Below are 16,792 nucleotides of genomic sequence, written 5' to 3'. Positions count from 1 at the left end.
ATACCTAAAAATGTAATATTCTTTTAAGGATTATTAAATTGTACAATAGATGCCACTACTTTATAATAAAGATAGGCAATAATACAACTGGTTGCAAATATAGACGAGGAGGATAAGTTTTATGAGGAGAAAAAGAGGGCTGTGTCTGCTGCTGGCAGCATCCATGGTATTGGGCAGTAGTTTCATGGCATTGGCAGCAGATAAGAAGATTGACACGGTGAAGCTGACCTTTTCCTATTCAAAGGCGCCTGAAAGCGGAGATGAGATAGGAGACATTACAGTTAAGGCGGGCAGCAGCGGATTTGAAGTGGACTCTGCCGAGTATACCAATATTGAGGACCAGGATACCTGGACAGTAGGTGACATACCTGAGGTAAAGGTGGAACTGTCTGCCAAGGACGGATACAAGTTCTCCTACACATCCAAAAGCCATTTCTCTCTTTCCGGATGTAATGCGGATTTCAAGAAAGCAAAGATTTATGACGATGGTCAGTACATTGAAGTGTATGCTGAGTTAAAACGTATCGGCGGTAAGCTTCAGGGCGCGTCGGATCTGGAGTGGAGTGACACCACAGCTGAGTGGGAGGAGATTGAGGGCGCTAAGAGCTACGATGTGAAACTGCTCCGTGACGACAAGACAGTCACTACGGTCAGCACCACAGGAACCTCGTATAACTTTGCAGGCTATTTTAACCGGGAAGGAGACTATACCTTCCGTGTAAGGGCTATTTCCCGTTACAACAATAAGACCGGTGAATGGTCCGAGGATTCCAACTCCCTGTATATTGATGAGGATGAGCTTGGCCGCTATGGCGGAAGCGGACATTGGGAGCAGGACGGTACAGGCGTGTGGTATGCTTATGATACCGGCGGATATCCGGCATCCTGCTGGAAGCAGATTAACGGCGCATGGTATTATTTCAATAACAAGGGATATATTGTCACCGGCTGGCAGAAGCTGGACGGAACCTGGTATTATCTGAATCCGTCCAACGGTATTATGATGACCGGCTGGCAGGCCATCAACGGCAAATGGTATTACATGAACGGCAGCGGTGAGATGCAGACCGGCTGGCAGGCCATTAACGGCAGATGGTATTATCTGGACGGCAGCGGCGCCATGCAGACCGGCTGGCAGAGGCTGGGAGGCCAGTGGTATTACTTAGACGCAAGCGGCTCCATGCTTACGGGCTGGCAGGCTATCAATGGCAAGTACTACTATCTGGGCACCAACGGAGCCATGTATTATAATACATGGACGCCGGATGGAAAATATGTGGATGGTTCCGGAGCCTGGGTGCAGTAAAACCTAAAACGAATATATAGAACCGGAAAGTATAGAAAAGATGCAGCGGAGAGATTCGCTGCATCCTTTTTTGAAATTGAGTTTGTCATAACAAACTCTTTTTGTTGACATTTTTTCGCGATAAGCATACAATGAATATGGTTTAAATGTAACTACAAAAGGAGACAGGCATCAATGCAGAAAAAGCTGAATGAGTGTGAGATCGGCGGCCGGTATGTTGTATCGGGCGTGCAGGTGGATGAGAGCATTACCAGACGTCTTGAGGCCCTGGGGGTCAATGAGGGGACGCCTGTGAATATATTGAATAAGAAAGGCAGCGGAAGTGTTATCATCAAGGTGCGCGGGACACGTCTGGCCCTGGGAAAGCGCTTGTCTGAAGGTATTACGGTCAGGGAGGAACAGGCATCATGAACGGACATGCAAGGGCAAATGGGACGGATACGTACGGCAGTGTGATTCTGGGAGACAGCAGGGAGAAGAGGTTGGATTCTTCAAAGCAGCATGAGGATGACAGGACGCCGATCACAGTTGGATTCGTGGGCAATCCCAACTGCGGCAAGACCACGTTGTTTAACGCCTTTACCGGCGCTAAGCTTAAGGTGGCTAACTGGCCCGGTGTTACGGTGGAGCGGGTGGAAGGCGAGACCAGCTATAAAGGGCGTCCCATCAAGGTCATCGACCTGCCGGGCATCTACAGCCTCACCTCCTATACCATAGAGGAAAAGGTCACCCGCAAATGCATTGAGGACGGCGGCGTGGATGTCATCATCAATGTGGTGGATGCGTCTTCTCTGGAGAGGAACCTGTATCTGACCATGCAGCTCATTGAGCTTAAGAAGCCGGTAATCCTGGCTTTGAATATGATGGATATTGTGGAAGAACGGGGCATGGAGATAGATATGCACCGTCTGCCTGAGATGCTGGGTGAGATACCCGTTGTCCCCGTATCAGCCAGGAAGCGGACAGGACTGGATGTGCTGATGCATGCAGTGGTCCACCACTATGAGGAAGGGCCTCAGGGTGTGGTCATACGCTACGGCCAGGAGGTGGAGGAGAAAATCAGGCTGATTGAGGAAGCGCTGTATAAAAGGTACGGTGAGATGGATAACATGCGCTGGCATGCCATTAAGTTCCTGGAGTTTGACCAGGTGGTGACTGACGATCATCCTCTGGACGATGCAGGCCAGATTCTTCCACGTAATTATGAAAAACAAATTATCAACGAGAAGTATGACTATATAGAAGAGGTCATAAAGGAGTGCCTGTTTAATAAGGATGAAAAGGCTGCCATCACGGATAAGGTGGACCGGCTTATGACTCATCCTGTGTGGGGGATTCCTGTGTTCTTAGGCATCATGGCTCTGGTATTTTTCCTCACGTTTACAGTGGGTGATTTTTTAAAGGAGTATTTTCAGATGGGACTGGATATGTTTTCCGGTGCAGTCCTGTCATTTCTCACCAGTGTACACGCGGCCCAGTGGCTCACTTCCCTGATTGTGGACGGTATCATTGCAGGGGTGGGCGGCATACTTACATTCCTGCCCAATATTTTTATCCTGTTCCTTGCTCTGGCTTTCCTGGAGGACAGCGGATATATGGCAAGGGTGGCATATGTGATGAATGAAACCATGGGTATGGTAGGACTGTCGGGCAAGGCGTTTTTGCCCATGCTTTTAGGGTTTGGCTGTACGGTTCCCGCGGTCATGGCTACCAGGGCTCTGGAGAGTGTGAAGGACAGGCGGAGGACTATTTTAATCACGCCCTTTATGTCCTGTTCCGCCAGACTGCCGATTTACGTATTATTTGCGGAAATGTTTTTTCCGGACCGGGCCCTGATTGTGGCCTACTCCCTCTATATCATCGGCCTTTGCATGGCAATCCTGGTGGCATTCATCGTACATATCCATGGTAAGAATGACAGCGCCCAGAACGCCCTGCTGATAGAGCTGCCTGAGTACAAGACACCTAACGGCCGCACGGTAGCCATCTATGTATGGGATAAGGTGAAGGACTATCTCAGCAAGGCCGGAACCACGATTTTCATTGCTTCCATCGTGCTCTGGTTCGTACTAAACCTTGGGCCGGAGGGATTCGTGCCGGATGTGTCCGACAGCTTTGCCGCAATCATCGGTCATGTTCTGGTGCCGGTGCTGAGGCCGGCTGGTCTGGGGCAGTGGCAGGTGGCGGTGGCCCTTATTTCCGGTCTTTCTGCAAAGGAAGTGGTTGTCTCCAGTTTCAGTGTCCTTTACGGAATCAACAATGTAAACTCCGCTGCCGGTATGACAGCACTTTCCACTCAGCTTGCCATGGCTGGTTTTGGGGGTATGAACGCCTATGCCCTGATGATATTCTGCCTCCTGTATTCACCCTGTATCGCGGCAGTGGCAACCATTAAACGGGAGACAGGATCCTGGAGATGGACCATAGGAATGGTGCTGTTCCAGCTGGCCGTGGCCTGGGCAGGGGCTATGCTGGTATTCCAGCTGGGCAGTCTGATATTTGGATAATGGCCGTACCGTGGAACAGCCGGGGCTGCCTGTGATTTTAAGGTCAGCAAATGGAAGCGGGGCCGGCGGATGCCATGGTGATGTCTCCCGTATTCCTTGAATAGAGATATACCTGATTGGACAGGCGGTCTTCCTCTGGGACCTCGGACCGGTTAATGTGAGTCACCAGCCGGCTCATCTCCGCATAGGAAATATCGCCGTCGTCAGGCAGCAGCAGGACTTCGTGGATGCTGGATGGAAGGATGATCAAATCCTTTTCCACCCCGTCCGCGAAGTTTTTTAATACGTCCTTATACAGGATACAGGCAGCGCCGTTGATACCGGAACGGTTGCTGAGAACGTAAAATGGGGCAGGGGTTTCCGGCCTTGGTCCGGTTTCCTGAAAATGGGGATGCAGTTCGCGGTTCAGTTCTTCAATGATACAAGCCATGCTGGAGATGACAGGAGGAAACAGCTTGGGGGAATTGGCAAGGGCAGAGGTTTTTAAATCTTCCAGGGAAATGTTCCAGATACGCAGATGACTGTTGTGAATCATGGCGGTCATGAGGCCGGTGTCATCCTCATGAATGCAGAGGTAGAATACAATGGCCAGGTCCATCCAGGGAATATGAGGGACGTCCCTCAGAATGGCTTCATTGGAGGCAGCATGTATCAGTTTGCAGGCAATATTAGGGCGTATGCCCTCATAATCGGACAGCATCTGATAATCCAGGGGAGGCGGCGTATCGTTCTGGCGGTACAGGGTCAGAAGTTCTGCCACGATATGGTCTAAAGGCCTTCCTTCGCGGTACTGGTCATAGCAGGGATTCAGGTAGATGGCAGGAGCGATATGGGTATTCCCTCTGGTGATGCACAGTCCGTCCAGAATGAGTCCGTTGTTTTTGGGGACCTTTCGCAGCTCCAGCTCATAGCCGTCTCCCAGGGCCGTCTCCATGCGTTCTTTTACAGCAGCTAAAAATTGTTCGTATACCAAATGTATACCCCCTTTTGATGATATTTATGTAAACTGAATAACAGTTCCATATCTTCCTGAACTGAATAATAAGGGAAACTTCCGGTGAAATCGCCTTGGAAAATTACAAGATGGATAAAATAATATCAAAATATATATGAATATCAGAAATTAAATGAATTGACACCAGCTTAATCCATAAGGACATGTTTGTCAATAGATGGGAAAGAGATTTTTTTGCTGCCAAGCTGCCAGAGAGCGGATCATGGCGGATAAAGCCATATTTTATCGGGGTTTCCAGGGATGTATTGTCATTTTATTGACTACACGGCGGGAATAATGGAGAAATGACGGGGAAATGGCAAGAAATCGAATTGACGGATGGTCATGGGACTGATATACTCGATTATAGTTTCAGAAAGGAATGGAGACGAGTGGACGAACATCATTGGAGCGAGGACCATCTGATAGCCAGTACCGCTGTCCTGGCCGGGGAAATCATGCTGATAAGCGGAGCCGAGATTGCCAGGATAGAGGGAACCATACATTATATACTGGGGTGCTGCCATGGCAGGAATGCACAAACCATGGTATTCAGCACAGGCATTTTTGTGAGTCTGGAAAGCCCCGATGGGGAGGCACTGACCCTGGTGCGAAGGGTGGAGGCGCGCTCTACCAACCTGAACCGGATATACCGTGTGAATGAGGTATCCAGGAAGCTGTGCGGCGGCCTCATGAGTCCCAGGGAGGCCTACCGGGAGCTGGAGAAAATAAAGGACAGCTGCCAGTATAAAAGGGAGTTAAAGGCCCTTAGTTATGCGTTTATCGCTGCATTCTTCGGCGTGGTCCTTGGCGGGAGACCTGCGGACTGCCTGGGGGCTGCTGTGATCGGCGGTATTCTGGGACTGGTGGTATACGCCATATCTGGTCTGGGATTCAATGATTTCTGCGTCAATGGGTTGGGGGCGTTCACCATCGGGATTGCTGCCCTGGCCATGAACCGGTGGATTCTTACTGGGGCCAGTAATGACGTGGTTATCATCAGCGCCATCATGCCTTTGCTGCCCGGCGTTATCTTTACCACGGCGGTAAGGGATACTCTGAACGGGGATTATTCCTCGGGGGCAGCCAGGATGCTGGAGGCAGTGGTGACTGCTCTCGCGGTGGCTGCCGGTGTGGGTGCAGGCATGGCCCTGTTCCATCAGCTGACAGGAGGAGGCGGAATATGGTAGCTGCGATTCAGGTGACAGGTTCGTTTATGGCGGTGCTCAGCTTCGGACTGGTGTTAGAGATGCCGAGGAAATATCTGGGCTGGTCAGGGCTGACCGGCGGGGTGTGCTGGCTGGTATATCTGCTGGTAAAGGCGGGCACCGGCTCCATGATACTGGGAGCATTTCTTTCCAGCTTGTCCGTGGCCCTTATGGGGCATCTGTTTGCCAGGTTTTTCAGGGCTCCGGTCAGTGTGTTCCTGGTGCCGGGAATCCTTCCCCTGGTGCCCGGTACATCCATCTATAACAGTGTGTATTATGTTATCCGCAACAGCAGGGAAGAATCCATGTATTATCTGGTGGAAACCCTTCAGATCGCGGGCGCCATTGCCCTGGCGGTGTTTCTGATGGATTCCGTGTTTAAACTGGTGGGGAAGAAGAAAAGGATAAAAGTGTAAAATTAGGACTTGAAGTTTCAGGAAAAATATAGTATCATAATGGAGATGCGTCTGTAGCTCAGTGGATAGAGCAGTGGCCTCCGGAGCCGCGTGCGTAGGTTCGATTCCTATCAGACGCATTTTGTATTGGTCAAAAAGGGGCAGGATGCCCTTGTCAGGATTCCGCAGATAATCTGTCTCAGTGTTGGATTATCCGCGGTATTTTTTTGGTACAGATTGCAATTTGAACCGCTTTTTGCTAGAATAGAGCGGAGATACTTGAATACTAACATACTCCGGGCTTCGCAGTCGGGACAGGAGGACTGAATCATGAGACAAAACAGAAAAAGGACAGGCAGCAGACGTTCTGCGGACGAAAAGATAAAATATATGCGTATGGCGGCAATCCCGCTGGTCATTGTGATTGTGCTGGTGGCAATCATACTTGTGATGGACAGGAAGCCGTCGGATAAGGAGGCATCCGCCCCAACGGACGTATCACTTTCCTCGGATGAGGATATCAATATAAGCAGCGACAGCTCCGCTGCGCCGGAGGATGGAGGGGTGGAGCCGGACAATAACCAGTACACCACGGATTTTTCCCAGTATGAGCTGAAAAAGGACGAGATACCCCAGGTAAACCAGCTGATCAGCGAGTATTTTCAGGCAAAGGTGGACCAGGATGCCCAGACGCTGTACCGGATATTCGGGAAGAGCGATGATACCGGGCTGGATGCGCGTAAGGAAGAACTGAAGAATGAGGCGGTATACATTGAGGATTATGTGGATATCGTCTGCTATACCAAGCCGGGGCTTACAGAGGATTCCTATGTGGCCTATGTCACCTATGAAGTGAAGTTCAGGCGCGTGGAGACATTGGCGCCGGGCCTTATGTGGTGCTATGTGGTCAAGGATGACAACGGCAATTACATTATCCGCGAGAATGTAGTAGGTGATGAGGCGGATTATGTGGCAAAGCAGAACCAGTCTGAGGATGTGAAGCTGCTGTCCAACCAGGTCAATGAGAGGCTGAGACAGGCCATTGAGAGTGATACGGTTCTTGCGGGAATTTACAAGGATTTAAGGAATGGAGCAGTGGTCCATTCCTCCGAGGAAGAGACCGGGACAGGAGACAGTACGGTTATTCTGGAGGAGGAAGGCAGTGAGGGCCAGGAAACCGGGGGCGGACAGCCGTCTCAGGAACCGCCTGCTGACGCGGGCCGGAATTCCCAGGGAGAAGGGATACAGAATGTCCCGGCCGGACAGGAAGGCACAAAGACCCAGGAAAGTGAAGGAACACCGGCAGCCACCCAGGAAAGCCAGGGGACTGGTTCCGGCCCGGCAGGCGGTTCCGGCACGGCAGGCAGTTCCGGTACAGAAGGCGGTTCCGGCACGGCAGGCGGTTCCGGTACAGAAGGCGGTTCCAGTGTGAAGATAGAATAGGCTTGGAGGATAAGATTGACCATGGATGTAAAGGATTTTGATTATGAACTGCCGGAAGAACTGATTGCCCAGGACCCGCTGGAGGACCGTTCTGCGTCGAGGCTGATGGTGTTAGATCGGGAAACAGGGGAGATACAGCACAGAATTTTTAAGGATATCACGGAATACTTACGGCCAGGGGACTGCCTGGTGATTAACGATACAAAGGTCATACCGGCCCGGCTTTTCGGGGTGAAGAAGGACACAGGGGCCAAGATAGAGATACTTCTGCTGAAACGCAGGGAGAATGATATATGGGAGACACTGGTGCGCCCGGGCAAGAAGGCAAAGCCGGGGACTGTCATCGAATTCGGCGAGGGCCTGCTGACAGGAACCGTGGTGGATACCGTGGATGACGGGAACCGTCTGATTCAGTTCCATTACAAGGGGATTTTTGAGGAAATCCTGGACCAGCTGGGCCAGATGCCCCTGCCGCCTTATATTACACACCAGCTGAAGGACAAGAACCGCTACCAGACCGTGTATGCCAGGCATGAAGGATCTGCGGCAGCGCCTACGGCGGGTCTGCATTTTACCCGGGAGCTTTTGGCTGAGATCGAGGGCATGGGAGTGAAGATTGCCCACGTGACCCTCCATGTGGGATTGGGCACATTCCGCCCTGTCAAGGTGGAGAATGTCCAGGACCACCATATGCATTCCGAGTTTTATATTGTGGAGGAGTCCGAGGCAAAGAAGGTGAATGACACCAAGACTGCCGGAGGCCGGGTCATCTGCGTGGGCACTACCAGCTGCAGGACCGTTGAATCAGCCTCCACAGAGGACGGTGTGCTTAAGGCCGGAACCGGCTGGACAGAGATATTCATTTATCCGGGCTACCGCTTTAAGGTATTGGATGCCCTGATTACGAATTTCCACCTGCCCCAGTCCACACTGGTGATGCTGGTCAGCGCGCTGGCCGGACGGGAGCATATATTGGATGCCTATCGGGAAGCTGTGAAGGAACGTTACCGTTTCTTCTCCTTTGGGGACGCTATGTTTATTGCGGCCCATCCGGCTGCTGAGAAGCGGTAGGGATTGCGGGAATGTCAGAAGAAAGCGGGAAAAAATGGAAGAACGTTTAAATAAATGGCTGAGCCAGATGGGAGTCTGTTCCAGACGCGAGGCGGACCGTCTGATTGAGGCCGGCAAGGTGCTGGTGGACAACCGCCCTGCCTCCATGGGGCAGAAAGTAACACCGGGGCAGAAGGTGGTCTGCAATGGAAAGATGGTCCGGGTAGACAAAAGCCACAGGCCCAGACCGGTGCTTTTGGCAGTGAATAAGCCAAAGGGCATTGTATGTACCACGACTGACAAGGACAGAGCTGAGAATATCGTGGACTTTTTGGGGTATCCTGAGCGGATTTACCCTGTGGGAAGGCTGGATAAGGATTCAGAGGGACTGCTTCTCATGACCAACCAGGGGGATCTGGTGAATAAAATCATGAGAAGCGGAAATGCTCATGAGAAAGAGTATATTGTCACCATAGATAAGCCGGTGACGGAACGTTTTCTGGAACAGATGGCAGGAGGGATCAGGCTTCCTGAACTGGACCAGGTGACCAGGCCCTGCAAGGTGAAGAAGGTGGAGCGGAATACATTTTCCATCATCCTCACTCAGGGCCTGAACCGGCAGATACGGCGGATGTGTGAAGTCTGCGGCTGTCAGGTAAAGCGGCTGGTGCGGGTGCGCATCATGAACATACGCCTGGGTAATTTGAGGACTGGCGCTTACCGTCAGATAACGAAGGAGGAGTATGAGGAGCTTACAGGGCTTCTTAAGGACTCCTCCAGTCTGTCCCTTAAGGAGAGAAAGAATCGATAATCAGGAGAACGGAATGGAAGACAGGATTCAGAGAATGAAGGAACTGGTTTCCGTCCTGCGGGAAGCAGGAAAGGCTTATTATCAGGAAAGCCGGGAAATCATGAGCAATTTTGAATATGACAAGCTGTATGACGAGTTGGTATCCCTGGAAAAGGAGACCGGAGTCACCTTGTCAGGAAGTCCGTCGCAGCAGGTGGGGTATGAGATATTAAGCGAGCTGCCTAAGGAGACCCACGGTTCTCCCATGCTTTCTTTGGACAAGACAAAGAGTGTGGAGGATTTGCAGGAATGGCTGGGAGACCAGAAGGGGCTGCTGTCCTGGAAGATGGACGGTCTTACCATTGTGCTCACCTATGAGGAGGGAACCCTTGCAAAGGCGGTTACAAGGGGAAACGGAGAGATTGGCGAGGTCATTACGCCTAACGCCAGGGTGTTTGTCAATATCCCGCTGAACATTTCATACAGGGGACAGCTGATTCTCAGGGGAGAGGCTGTCATCACCTATTCGGATTTTGAGCGGATTAACAGCGGAATCGAGGATGTGGATGCCAAATATAAAAATCCCAGAAACCTGTGCAGCGGTTCTGTCCGCCAGCTTAACAGCCAGATTACGGCGGAACGGAATGTGCATTTTGAGGCATTTGCCCTGGTGAAGGCGGATGGGGTGGACTTTTGCAACTCCAGGAAAGCCCAGTTTGAGTGGCTTAAAGGCCAGGGATTTGAGGTGGTCCACTATGAAGAAGTGGATGCGGGAAGCCTGCCTGAGGCAGTGGAGGGGTTTGCGAAGGCAGTGGAAGGAAACGACATTCCCTCTGACGGCCTGGTGCTGACCTATGATGATATTGCTTACGGCGAATCCCTTGGACGTACAGCCAAGTTCCCCCGCAATTCCATCGCGTTTAAGTGGAAGGATGAAATAAGGGAGACGACTCTTTCCTACATCGAGTGGAGTGCTTCCAGGACAGGGTTAATCAATCCGGTGGCGGTGTTTGAGCCGGTGGAGTTAGAAGGAACCACGGTCAGCAGGGCCAGTGTCCACAATCTGAGCATCATGGAGGGACTGGAGCTGGGCGTGGGAGATACCATAACCGTGTATAAGGCCAACATGATTATCCCTCAGATAGAGGAAAACCTGACCCGGAGCGGGGTAAAGGACATACCGGAGGAATGTCCCGTATGCGGAGGCAGGACGGAAATCCGCAAGGTAAATGATGTAAAGAGCCTGTACTGCACCAATCCTGACTGCCAGGCCAAAAAGATAAAGAGCTTTACCCTGTTTGTCAGCCGCGATGCGCTTAATATTGACGGTTTGTCTGAGGCTACCCTGGAGAAGTTCATCCAGGCAGGTTTTATTCACGAATTTGCGGATATATTCCATCTGGAAGAACACAGGGATGCAATCGTGGAAATGGAAGGTCTGGGACAGAAGTCTTATGATAACCTGATTGCATCCATAAAGACAGCGTCCAGTACCACCCTTCCCAGGATGGTGTACGGCCTGGGAATCGCGGGAATCGGACTGGCTAACGCAAAGATGCTGTGCCGTGAGTTCAAGTATGATTTTGATAAAATGCGTCATGCCGGAGAGGAAGAACTGGTGGCAGTGGACGGTATCGGCGGTGTTCTGGCCCAGGCCTGGATGGACTACTTTGCTTCCGGGAGAAACAACCAGATGGTGGACCGTCTGCTGGCGGAGCTGAACATTGAAAAGGAACAGCCGGAGGCAGCAGGGGAGGCAGTCTTTGAGGGAATGAACTTTGTGGTAACCGGGTCCGTGGAGCATTTTGCAAACCGGAAGGAGCTCCAGGAGCTGATTGAAAGCAAGGGCGGCAAGGTCACTGGTTCCGTCACAGCAAAGACAGCATATCTGATTAACAACGATGCGGCGTCCAACTCGACCAAGAATAAAAAGGCAAAGGAACTGGGGGTTCCCATTATCTCAGAGGAGGAGTTCCTGCGAATGTTGTAGCACAGTATCTGCCGGTTTTGGCAGACGCTGTGCGGTTTCCGTGTGAAATTCAGCCAACATTTGAAAGGAGAGAGCGAATATGCCTATAAAAGTACAGAGAGATCTGCCAGCAAAAGCGATTCTGGAGGAAGAGAATATATTCATTATGGATGAGGACAGGGCCATGAGTCAGGATATCCGTCCGTTGGAAATCCTGATTCTGAATCTGATGCCTCTCAAGGAAGAAACAGAGACCCAGCTTATGCGGGCATTGTCCAATACACCCCTCCAGGTGGACTGTACCTTCCTGATGCTGTCCACCCATGTGTCAAAAAACACGTCAGCCAGTCATCTCAACAAATTCTATGTCACCTTTGATGAGATAAAGAAGAAAAAGTTTGACGGGATGATTATAACCGGGGCTCCGGTGGAGAATCTGGAGTACGAGGAAGTGAATTACTGGCCGGAGCTGTCCATGATGATGGAGTGGAGCAAGACCCATGTGACCTCTACCATACATATATGCTGGGGGGCCCAGGCAGGGCTTTATTATCACTACGGTATCCCAAAATACCCTATGAAGAAGAAACTGTCGGGCATTTATAATCACAGGGTCCTGGACCGGAAGGTTCCGCTGGTGAGAAGCCTTAATGACTTTTTCCTGGCTCCCCACTCCAGATATACGGAGGTGAGGAAGGCAGATATCTTAAAGCATCCGGAGCTGGCCATCCTGGCTGAATCCGATGAGGCCGGCGTGTTCCTGGTTATGAGCCGGGACGGACGGCAGGTATTTGTCCAGGGCCATCCTGAATATGACAGGATGACATTAAATAATGAGTACCACAGGGACTTAAATAAGGGATTGAATCCGGAGGTTCCTTATAATTATTACGTCGACAACGACCCGTTTTCAGCGCCGCCGCTGACATGGAGGAATACTTCCAATACGCTGTATACCAACTGGCTGAATTATTATGTGTATCAGGTAACGCCTTATTTGCTGGATGCGGAGGAGTAGGAATACCTGAGAAAACAAGGAAACTCAAGGTTCCAGAGATATAATGGCGAATTGGTGTCAGAGTTGTAGGCGATTAAGGGAAGGGCATACTATAGAAAACTAAATATTTGTACATCTAAATAAGTCCATGAGTATGTAGCAACATTGCATATTCACGGGCTTATTTAGTGCGCCAAAACGTGCATGCATTGCACTTAAATTGAGACAGGGAAAACGGACACCATACCCATTAAAACCTGTCCCCGTTTATTATCCATGGCCTATATCAGGGAGAGCCGAAACTGGATCAGGAGCGTCTGTCGGAAATTCGTCAGGTAGTCTCTGTCCCACTGGTTCTTCATGGAGCTTCCGGCGTGCCGGATGAAGCGGTGCGTGAAGCCATACGCAGGGGAATATGCAAAGTGAACTATGCCACAGAGCTTCGGATTGCGTACAGTGATGGTGTTAAGGAAGTCCTGAATAAGAACCCGGAGACCATTGATCCGAAAAAATATGGAGCCGCGGGCAAGGAGCGGGTAAAAGCCTGGAAGTCTCCTCTTTGGGCGGCGCATTGTCTTCCATCAAAGACAGAGATGGTATCGAGTATCTCTGGCAGGGGGATGCAAGGTATTGGAGCGGTCAGGCTCCGGTGTTGTTTCCCATCTGTGGGAGCTTAAGAGATGACCAGGCGCGGTTTCAGACCGGCGGGGAGTTGCCATGTATGATTCAACGGAAAAAGCGCAAGATTTCTTAAGACAACCAGATTGGTTTTGATTATACTATTGTGGAATACACGGCACTTGGGGAACCGGGACACGGTCCAAAGGTGCCGGCGGCAAGGAGGCAATTGTGTAATGAGCAGTATGGATGAGGTAATCCTGACAATTAATTTTATCGAAGCCAATCTGACGAAAAAAATGGATTTGGACATGATTTCCGGCGCGGTCCATTATTCCAAATATCATCTTCACCGTGTGTTTTCCGACACAGTGGGTCTTACCATTCATGACTACATTCAGCGCAGGCAGCTGACAGAGGCGGCCAAACTGCTTGTGTTTTCCGGTAAACCGATTGTGCAGATTGCATTTTTATCCGGCTATCAGAGCCAGCAGGCATTTACCAATGCTTTTACAGCCATGTATAAGATGCCTCCCAATATGTACAGGGAAAATGAACGGTTTTATCCCTTACAGCTCAAATTTAATTTTAAAGGGAGATATGAAATGCTTGACAGAAAAGAAAAGGCTTCATGGGAGATTTCGTTTGCATCAAAAGAGGATATTCCAAGCTGGATGGAACTGGTGAGGCTTGTGATTGACGGCTTTCCCCATCTGAATGAGGAGGAGTATATCCAGGTTTTAAGACAGAAAATCAGCACAGGACAGGCACTTATTCTGAAGGACAGAGGGGCTGCCATCGGCATTATGCTGTTTTCCTATGAGAACGGGAGCATTGATTTCATGGGAAGCCATCCCCTTTACAGGAAAAAGGGGGTTCCGAAGGCCATGCTGGACAAGGTCATGAAGGAACTGCTTAAGGGTAAGGAAATCAGCATTACAACCTACCGGGAAGGCGATAAGGCAGACACCGGTTACCGGAAGGAAATAAAGGGGCTGGGTTTTGCGGAGGCAGAGCTATTGGTGGAATACGGATACCCGACCCAGCGTTTTATCTTACAGCAGGAGGAAAGGAAGCATGAGTGATTATCCAGCCATTCCATTCCCCGATGAATTGGTACATTTGGAACAGGTGAGTGCCAGGCTCTCAAAAGCCCTGCAAAGGGCAGAGGCATCTGTCAAGAAGGCGGACAGGGAATACACGGATACCAAGAAATACATGGCGGACCACAGGGGAGAAATAGACCCCCATGAAATGTTCCAGAACGAACTGCTGTTAAAACAGACAGACAGGACAGGTGCCTTTGCTGTGGAGATGCGGGATCGGATTGCGAAATTAAAGGATTCCCCATATTTTGCCAGAATTGATTTCAGGGAGGAGCAGGAGGAGGAAGGGCAGCCGTACTATATCGGGAGATTTGCCTTTCAGTATGAAAATGAACCGTTGATTTTTGACTGGCGTGCCCCTATATCCAGCATGTTTTATGACTGCGAGGTTGGAGATGCCGGATTTTTGGCGCCGGCCGGGTGGACAGCAGGAGAGCTTACCAGAAAACGCCAGTTTAAAATCAGAAACGGGATCATGGAATATGCACTTGAAAGCTCTGCAAATGTGCAGGATGATGTTTTGCAGAGGGAGCTGAGCCATACTTCTGATGAAAAGATGAAATCCATTATTTCCACCATTCAGAGAGAGCAGAACCAGATTATCAGAAATGAGAAGGAGGGAACAATGATTATCCAGGGAGTGGCCGGCTCCGGCAAGACCTCCATTGCCCTCCACCATATTGCGTTTTTGCTGTACCGCTTTAAGGACAGGCTGAGCGCCAGGAATGTTACGATTCTCTCACCCAACAAGGTATTCGGGGACTATATATCAGGCGTGATTCCTGAGCTTGGAGAAGAACCCATTTATGAGATGAGCTTTGGGGAACTGGCTGAAATCCAGTTGGAGGGAGTCATTGGTTTTGAACCGGACAGGGATCCCTTTGAGACACAGGATAGGGCTTGGGGTGAGAGGGTGCGGTTTAAGTCAACACTGGACTTTGTTTACCTGATGGACCGGTACATAGAGCAGATGCCGGAGTTTATTTTTGTTCCCACAGATTATGTGTATGAAAGTTTTAGGGCAACGGGTGAATGGCTCAGGGAGCGGTTCCTGGCCTATGGAACCTGTCCGGTAAGGAAGCGGCTGGCAATGGTTGCAGATGATATCCATGACCGTTTTGAGACGGATAATATCATGGAACAGGAGGTGCCCCGGCCGCGGGTGATACTGAAACAGCTGAATTCCATGCTTGCCATGAAGGACACGCTGGCTGTCTATAAGGATTTCTATAAGCGGATGGGAATTCCGGAACAGTTTGTCATGGCCGGCAGGAGGACATTGGAGTGGGCGGATGTGTACCCGTTTTTATATCTTCATGCCGCCTTCCAGGGCTTAAAAGAAAGCCATATCACCAGGCATCTGGTGATTGACGAGATGCAGGATTACACGCCGATCCAGTATGCCGCCTTAAACCGTATGTTTCCATGCCAGAAAACCATTTTGGGGGATTACGGACAGTATATTAATCCTAACCATCTGCACGGTCTGGAGGATTTGCGCACAATCTATGACAAGGCCCAGTTTGTGGAATTGAATAAGAGTTACCGTTCTACCTATGAAATAATGTGTTTTGCAAAGAAAATCAATCATGTAGCTGCCCTGGAACCGGTGAAGCGCCACGGGGAACCTCCGGCGCTGATTCCGTGCCTGGACGCAGAGGATGAAATCAGGAAGATAAGAGAAGTGATCCGCTGCTTCAGGGCAGGGGGAAATGTGTCACTGGGGATTATCTTAAAGACAGATACAGCGGCAAAGAATATGTATGAGGTGCTGGCAGGATATGATGGGGTGGACGAAAATGGAATGGAAGGGAGTGGAATAGTAGGAAATGGAGCAAAAGAATGGGATATGAACTTGATTACCCAGGAGAGTGCCAGCTTCCAAAACGGGATTTCCATTACATCGGTCCGCATGTCTAAAGGTCTGGAGTTTGATGAGGTCTTGATTCCTCAGGCGGACTCAAGAACCTATGCCTCTGATTTTGACCGCAGTCTATTATACATCGCATGTACGCGGGCCATGCACAGGCTTACGCTTACGTATAGCGGGAAAGAAACGGAATTTATTTCCGGGCAGGAGCTTTTTGGATGAAACAGTAGCGTAAAATAAATTTCGGGTAATGGGAATTTATGTAAACCATAAAAAGGAATGAAAAGAAAGCACCCCTTTGTGATAATATAGTTTTGCAAACATACACTCCCAAAGAAAGGTGCTTTCCATGATTAACAGTATACAACATTTTATCGAAAAAGAAACCTATGAAATTGAAAAGACCATGAGGAAATTTGTGGAAGGAACTCTTGATATTGATTCCTATGGGAAAGAACTTCAGGAAAGAAGCCTGAATCTGGCACGGAACATTCTGGTAGAGACACTGGAAACGATGGACCAGACCATAAAAAACAGTG

At 50.1% G+C, this 16,792-nt stretch carries 14 protein-coding genes, 1 tRNA gene and 2 pseudogenes; 16 read left to right on the top strand and 1 reads right to left on the bottom strand.

From position 1 onward, the window contains the following. Positions 1-121 precede the first annotated feature (121 nt). The 3 genes from G614_RS0115815 (at position 122) to feoB (ending at position 3,813) form a co-directional block, all read left to right on the top strand. The gene (locus tag G614_RS0115815) at positions 122-1,306 is read left to right on the top strand and encodes an N-acetylmuramoyl-L-alanine amidase family protein (RefSeq protein WP_027642737.1); all 1,185 of its coding nucleotides are present in this window, start codon (positions 122-124) and stop codon (positions 1,304-1,306) included. A 174-nt stretch (positions 1,307-1,480) separates the two neighbouring features. Next, positions 1,481-1,717 carry a FeoA family protein gene (locus G614_RS0115810; RefSeq protein WP_002566972.1) on the top strand — a complete coding sequence of 79 codons (237 nt, stop codon included), beginning with the start codon at positions 1,481-1,483 and terminating at the stop codon, positions 1,715-1,717. Beyond that, entirely contained in the window at positions 1,714-3,813 is a 2,100-nt protein-coding gene (feoB, locus tag G614_RS0115805; protein ID WP_027642736.1) for a ferrous iron transport protein B, read from the top strand. The genes G614_RS0115810 and feoB overlap by 4 nt, the downstream gene beginning before the upstream one ends. Before the next feature lie 43 nt (positions 3,814-3,856). Here feoB and G614_RS0115800 read toward each other — a convergent pair whose 3' ends face one another. Beyond that, positions 3,857-4,786: a DUF5688 family protein gene (locus G614_RS0115800; protein ID WP_027642735.1), complete on the bottom strand. Its 930-nt coding sequence runs from the start codon at positions 4,784-4,786 to the stop codon at positions 3,857-3,859. Positions 4,787-5,199: 413 nt separating this feature from the next. Between G614_RS0115800 and G614_RS0115795 the strand changes: the two genes are divergently transcribed. The 13 genes and pseudogenes from G614_RS0115795 to G614_RS27650 form a co-directional block, all read left to right on the top strand. Next, positions 5,200-5,997 (top strand): threonine/serine exporter family protein, encoded by a 798-nt coding sequence (locus G614_RS0115795; protein ID WP_027642734.1) that lies wholly within the window; start codon positions 5,200-5,202, stop codon positions 5,995-5,997. Further along, entirely contained in the window at positions 5,991-6,431 is a 441-nt protein-coding gene (locus G614_RS0115790) for a threonine/serine exporter family protein (RefSeq protein WP_027642733.1), read from the top strand. Before G614_RS0115795 ends, G614_RS0115790 begins: the two co-directional genes overlap by 7 nt. A 47-nt stretch (positions 6,432-6,478) precedes the next feature. Then, a tRNA-Arg gene (locus G614_RS0115785) sits at positions 6,479-6,550 on the top strand. Positions 6,551-6,740: 190 nt separating this feature from the next. Beyond that, complete coding sequence (locus tag G614_RS0115780; RefSeq protein ID WP_027642732.1) at positions 6,741-7,853, top strand: hypothetical protein; 1,113 nt, start codon at positions 6,741-6,743, stop codon at positions 7,851-7,853. A 21-nt stretch (positions 7,854-7,874) separates the two neighbouring features. Then, positions 7,875-8,924: a tRNA preQ1(34) S-adenosylmethionine ribosyltransferase-isomerase QueA gene (gene queA / locus G614_RS0115775; protein WP_027642731.1), complete on the top strand. Its 1,050-nt coding sequence runs from the start codon at positions 7,875-7,877 to the stop codon at positions 8,922-8,924. Positions 8,925-8,958: 34 nt separating this feature from the next. After that, a complete protein-coding gene (locus G614_RS0115770; RefSeq protein ID WP_027642730.1) occupies positions 8,959-9,714 on the top strand; it encodes a pseudouridine synthase in 756 nt (251 codons plus the stop codon). A 13-nt stretch (positions 9,715-9,727) separates the two neighbouring features. Then, positions 9,728-11,683, top strand: coding sequence for an NAD-dependent DNA ligase LigA (gene ligA / locus G614_RS0115765; RefSeq protein ID WP_027642729.1), 1,956 nt, complete (start codon positions 9,728-9,730; stop codon positions 11,681-11,683). A 79-nt stretch (positions 11,684-11,762) separates the two neighbouring features. Beyond that, on the top strand, positions 11,763-12,680 hold the full coding sequence (gene metA / locus G614_RS0115760) for a homoserine O-acetyltransferase MetA (RefSeq protein ID WP_027642728.1): 918 nt from the start codon (positions 11,763-11,765) through the stop codon (positions 12,678-12,680). A 254-nt stretch (positions 12,681-12,934) separates the two neighbouring features. Further along, positions 12,935-13,204: pseudogene (locus tag G614_RS27655) on the top strand (class II fructose-bisphosphate aldolase); the annotation flags it as partial. Then, positions 13,171-13,359, top strand: a pseudogene (locus G614_RS32825) (hypothetical protein); the annotation flags it as partial. The pseudogenes G614_RS27655 and G614_RS32825, both read left to right, overlap by 34 nt. 154 nt (positions 13,360-13,513) lie before the next feature. Continuing rightward, positions 13,514-14,362: a helix-turn-helix domain-containing protein gene (locus tag G614_RS0115750; RefSeq protein WP_027642726.1), complete on the top strand. Its 849-nt coding sequence runs from the start codon at positions 13,514-13,516 to the stop codon at positions 14,360-14,362. Beyond that, complete coding sequence (locus G614_RS0115745; protein ID WP_027642725.1) at positions 14,355-16,475, top strand: HelD family protein; 2,121 nt, start codon at positions 14,355-14,357, stop codon at positions 16,473-16,475. Before G614_RS0115750 ends, G614_RS0115745 begins: the two co-directional genes overlap by 8 nt. 127 nt (positions 16,476-16,602) lie before the next feature. Continuing rightward, on the top strand, positions 16,603-16,792 hold a 190-nt coding region (locus tag G614_RS27650), incomplete at its 3' end, for a hypothetical protein (RefSeq protein WP_044917970.1).

Origin of the sequence: [Clostridium] clostridioforme AGR2157 (assembly GCF_000424325.1) — a bacterium.
Classification (GTDB): Bacteria; Bacillota; Clostridia; order Lachnospirales; family Lachnospiraceae; genus Enterocloster; species Enterocloster clostridioformis_A.
Note: the sequence above shows the minus strand (reverse complement) of the source record. Positions and strands in the feature narration are given on the sequence as shown.

What these genes read in the sequence shown, in the direction of transcription:
- queA (WP_027642731.1), top strand. Translation starts at nt 7,875, where the DNA reads ATGGATGTAAAGGATTTTGATTATGAACTGCCGGAAGAACTGATTGCC.
- G614_RS0115770 (WP_027642730.1), top strand. Translation starts at nt 8,959, where the DNA reads ATGGAAGAACGTTTAAATAAATGGCTGAGCCAGATGGGAGTCTGTTCC.
- G614_RS0115815 (WP_027642737.1), top strand. Translation starts at nt 122, where the DNA reads ATGAGGAGAAAAAGAGGGCTGTGTCTGCTGCTGGCAGCATCCATGGTA.
- ligA (WP_027642729.1), top strand. Translation starts at nt 9,728, where the DNA reads ATGGAAGACAGGATTCAGAGAATGAAGGAACTGGTTTCCGTCCTGCGG.
- metA (WP_027642728.1), top strand. Translation starts at nt 11,763, where the DNA reads ATGCCTATAAAAGTACAGAGAGATCTGCCAGCAAAAGCGATTCTGGAG.
- G614_RS0115750 (WP_027642726.1), top strand. Translation starts at nt 13,514, where the DNA reads ATGAGCAGTATGGATGAGGTAATCCTGACAATTAATTTTATCGAAGCC.
- G614_RS0115790 (WP_027642733.1), top strand. Translation starts at nt 5,991, where the DNA reads ATGGTAGCTGCGATTCAGGTGACAGGTTCGTTTATGGCGGTGCTCAGC.
- G614_RS0115745 (WP_027642725.1), top strand. Translation starts at nt 14,355, where the DNA reads ATGAGTGATTATCCAGCCATTCCATTCCCCGATGAATTGGTACATTTG.
- G614_RS0115810 (WP_002566972.1), top strand. Translation starts at nt 1,481, where the DNA reads ATGCAGAAAAAGCTGAATGAGTGTGAGATCGGCGGCCGGTATGTTGTA.
- G614_RS0115780 (WP_027642732.1), top strand. Translation starts at nt 6,741, where the DNA reads ATGAGACAAAACAGAAAAAGGACAGGCAGCAGACGTTCTGCGGACGAA.
- feoB (WP_027642736.1), top strand. Translation starts at nt 1,714, where the DNA reads ATGAACGGACATGCAAGGGCAAATGGGACGGATACGTACGGCAGTGTG.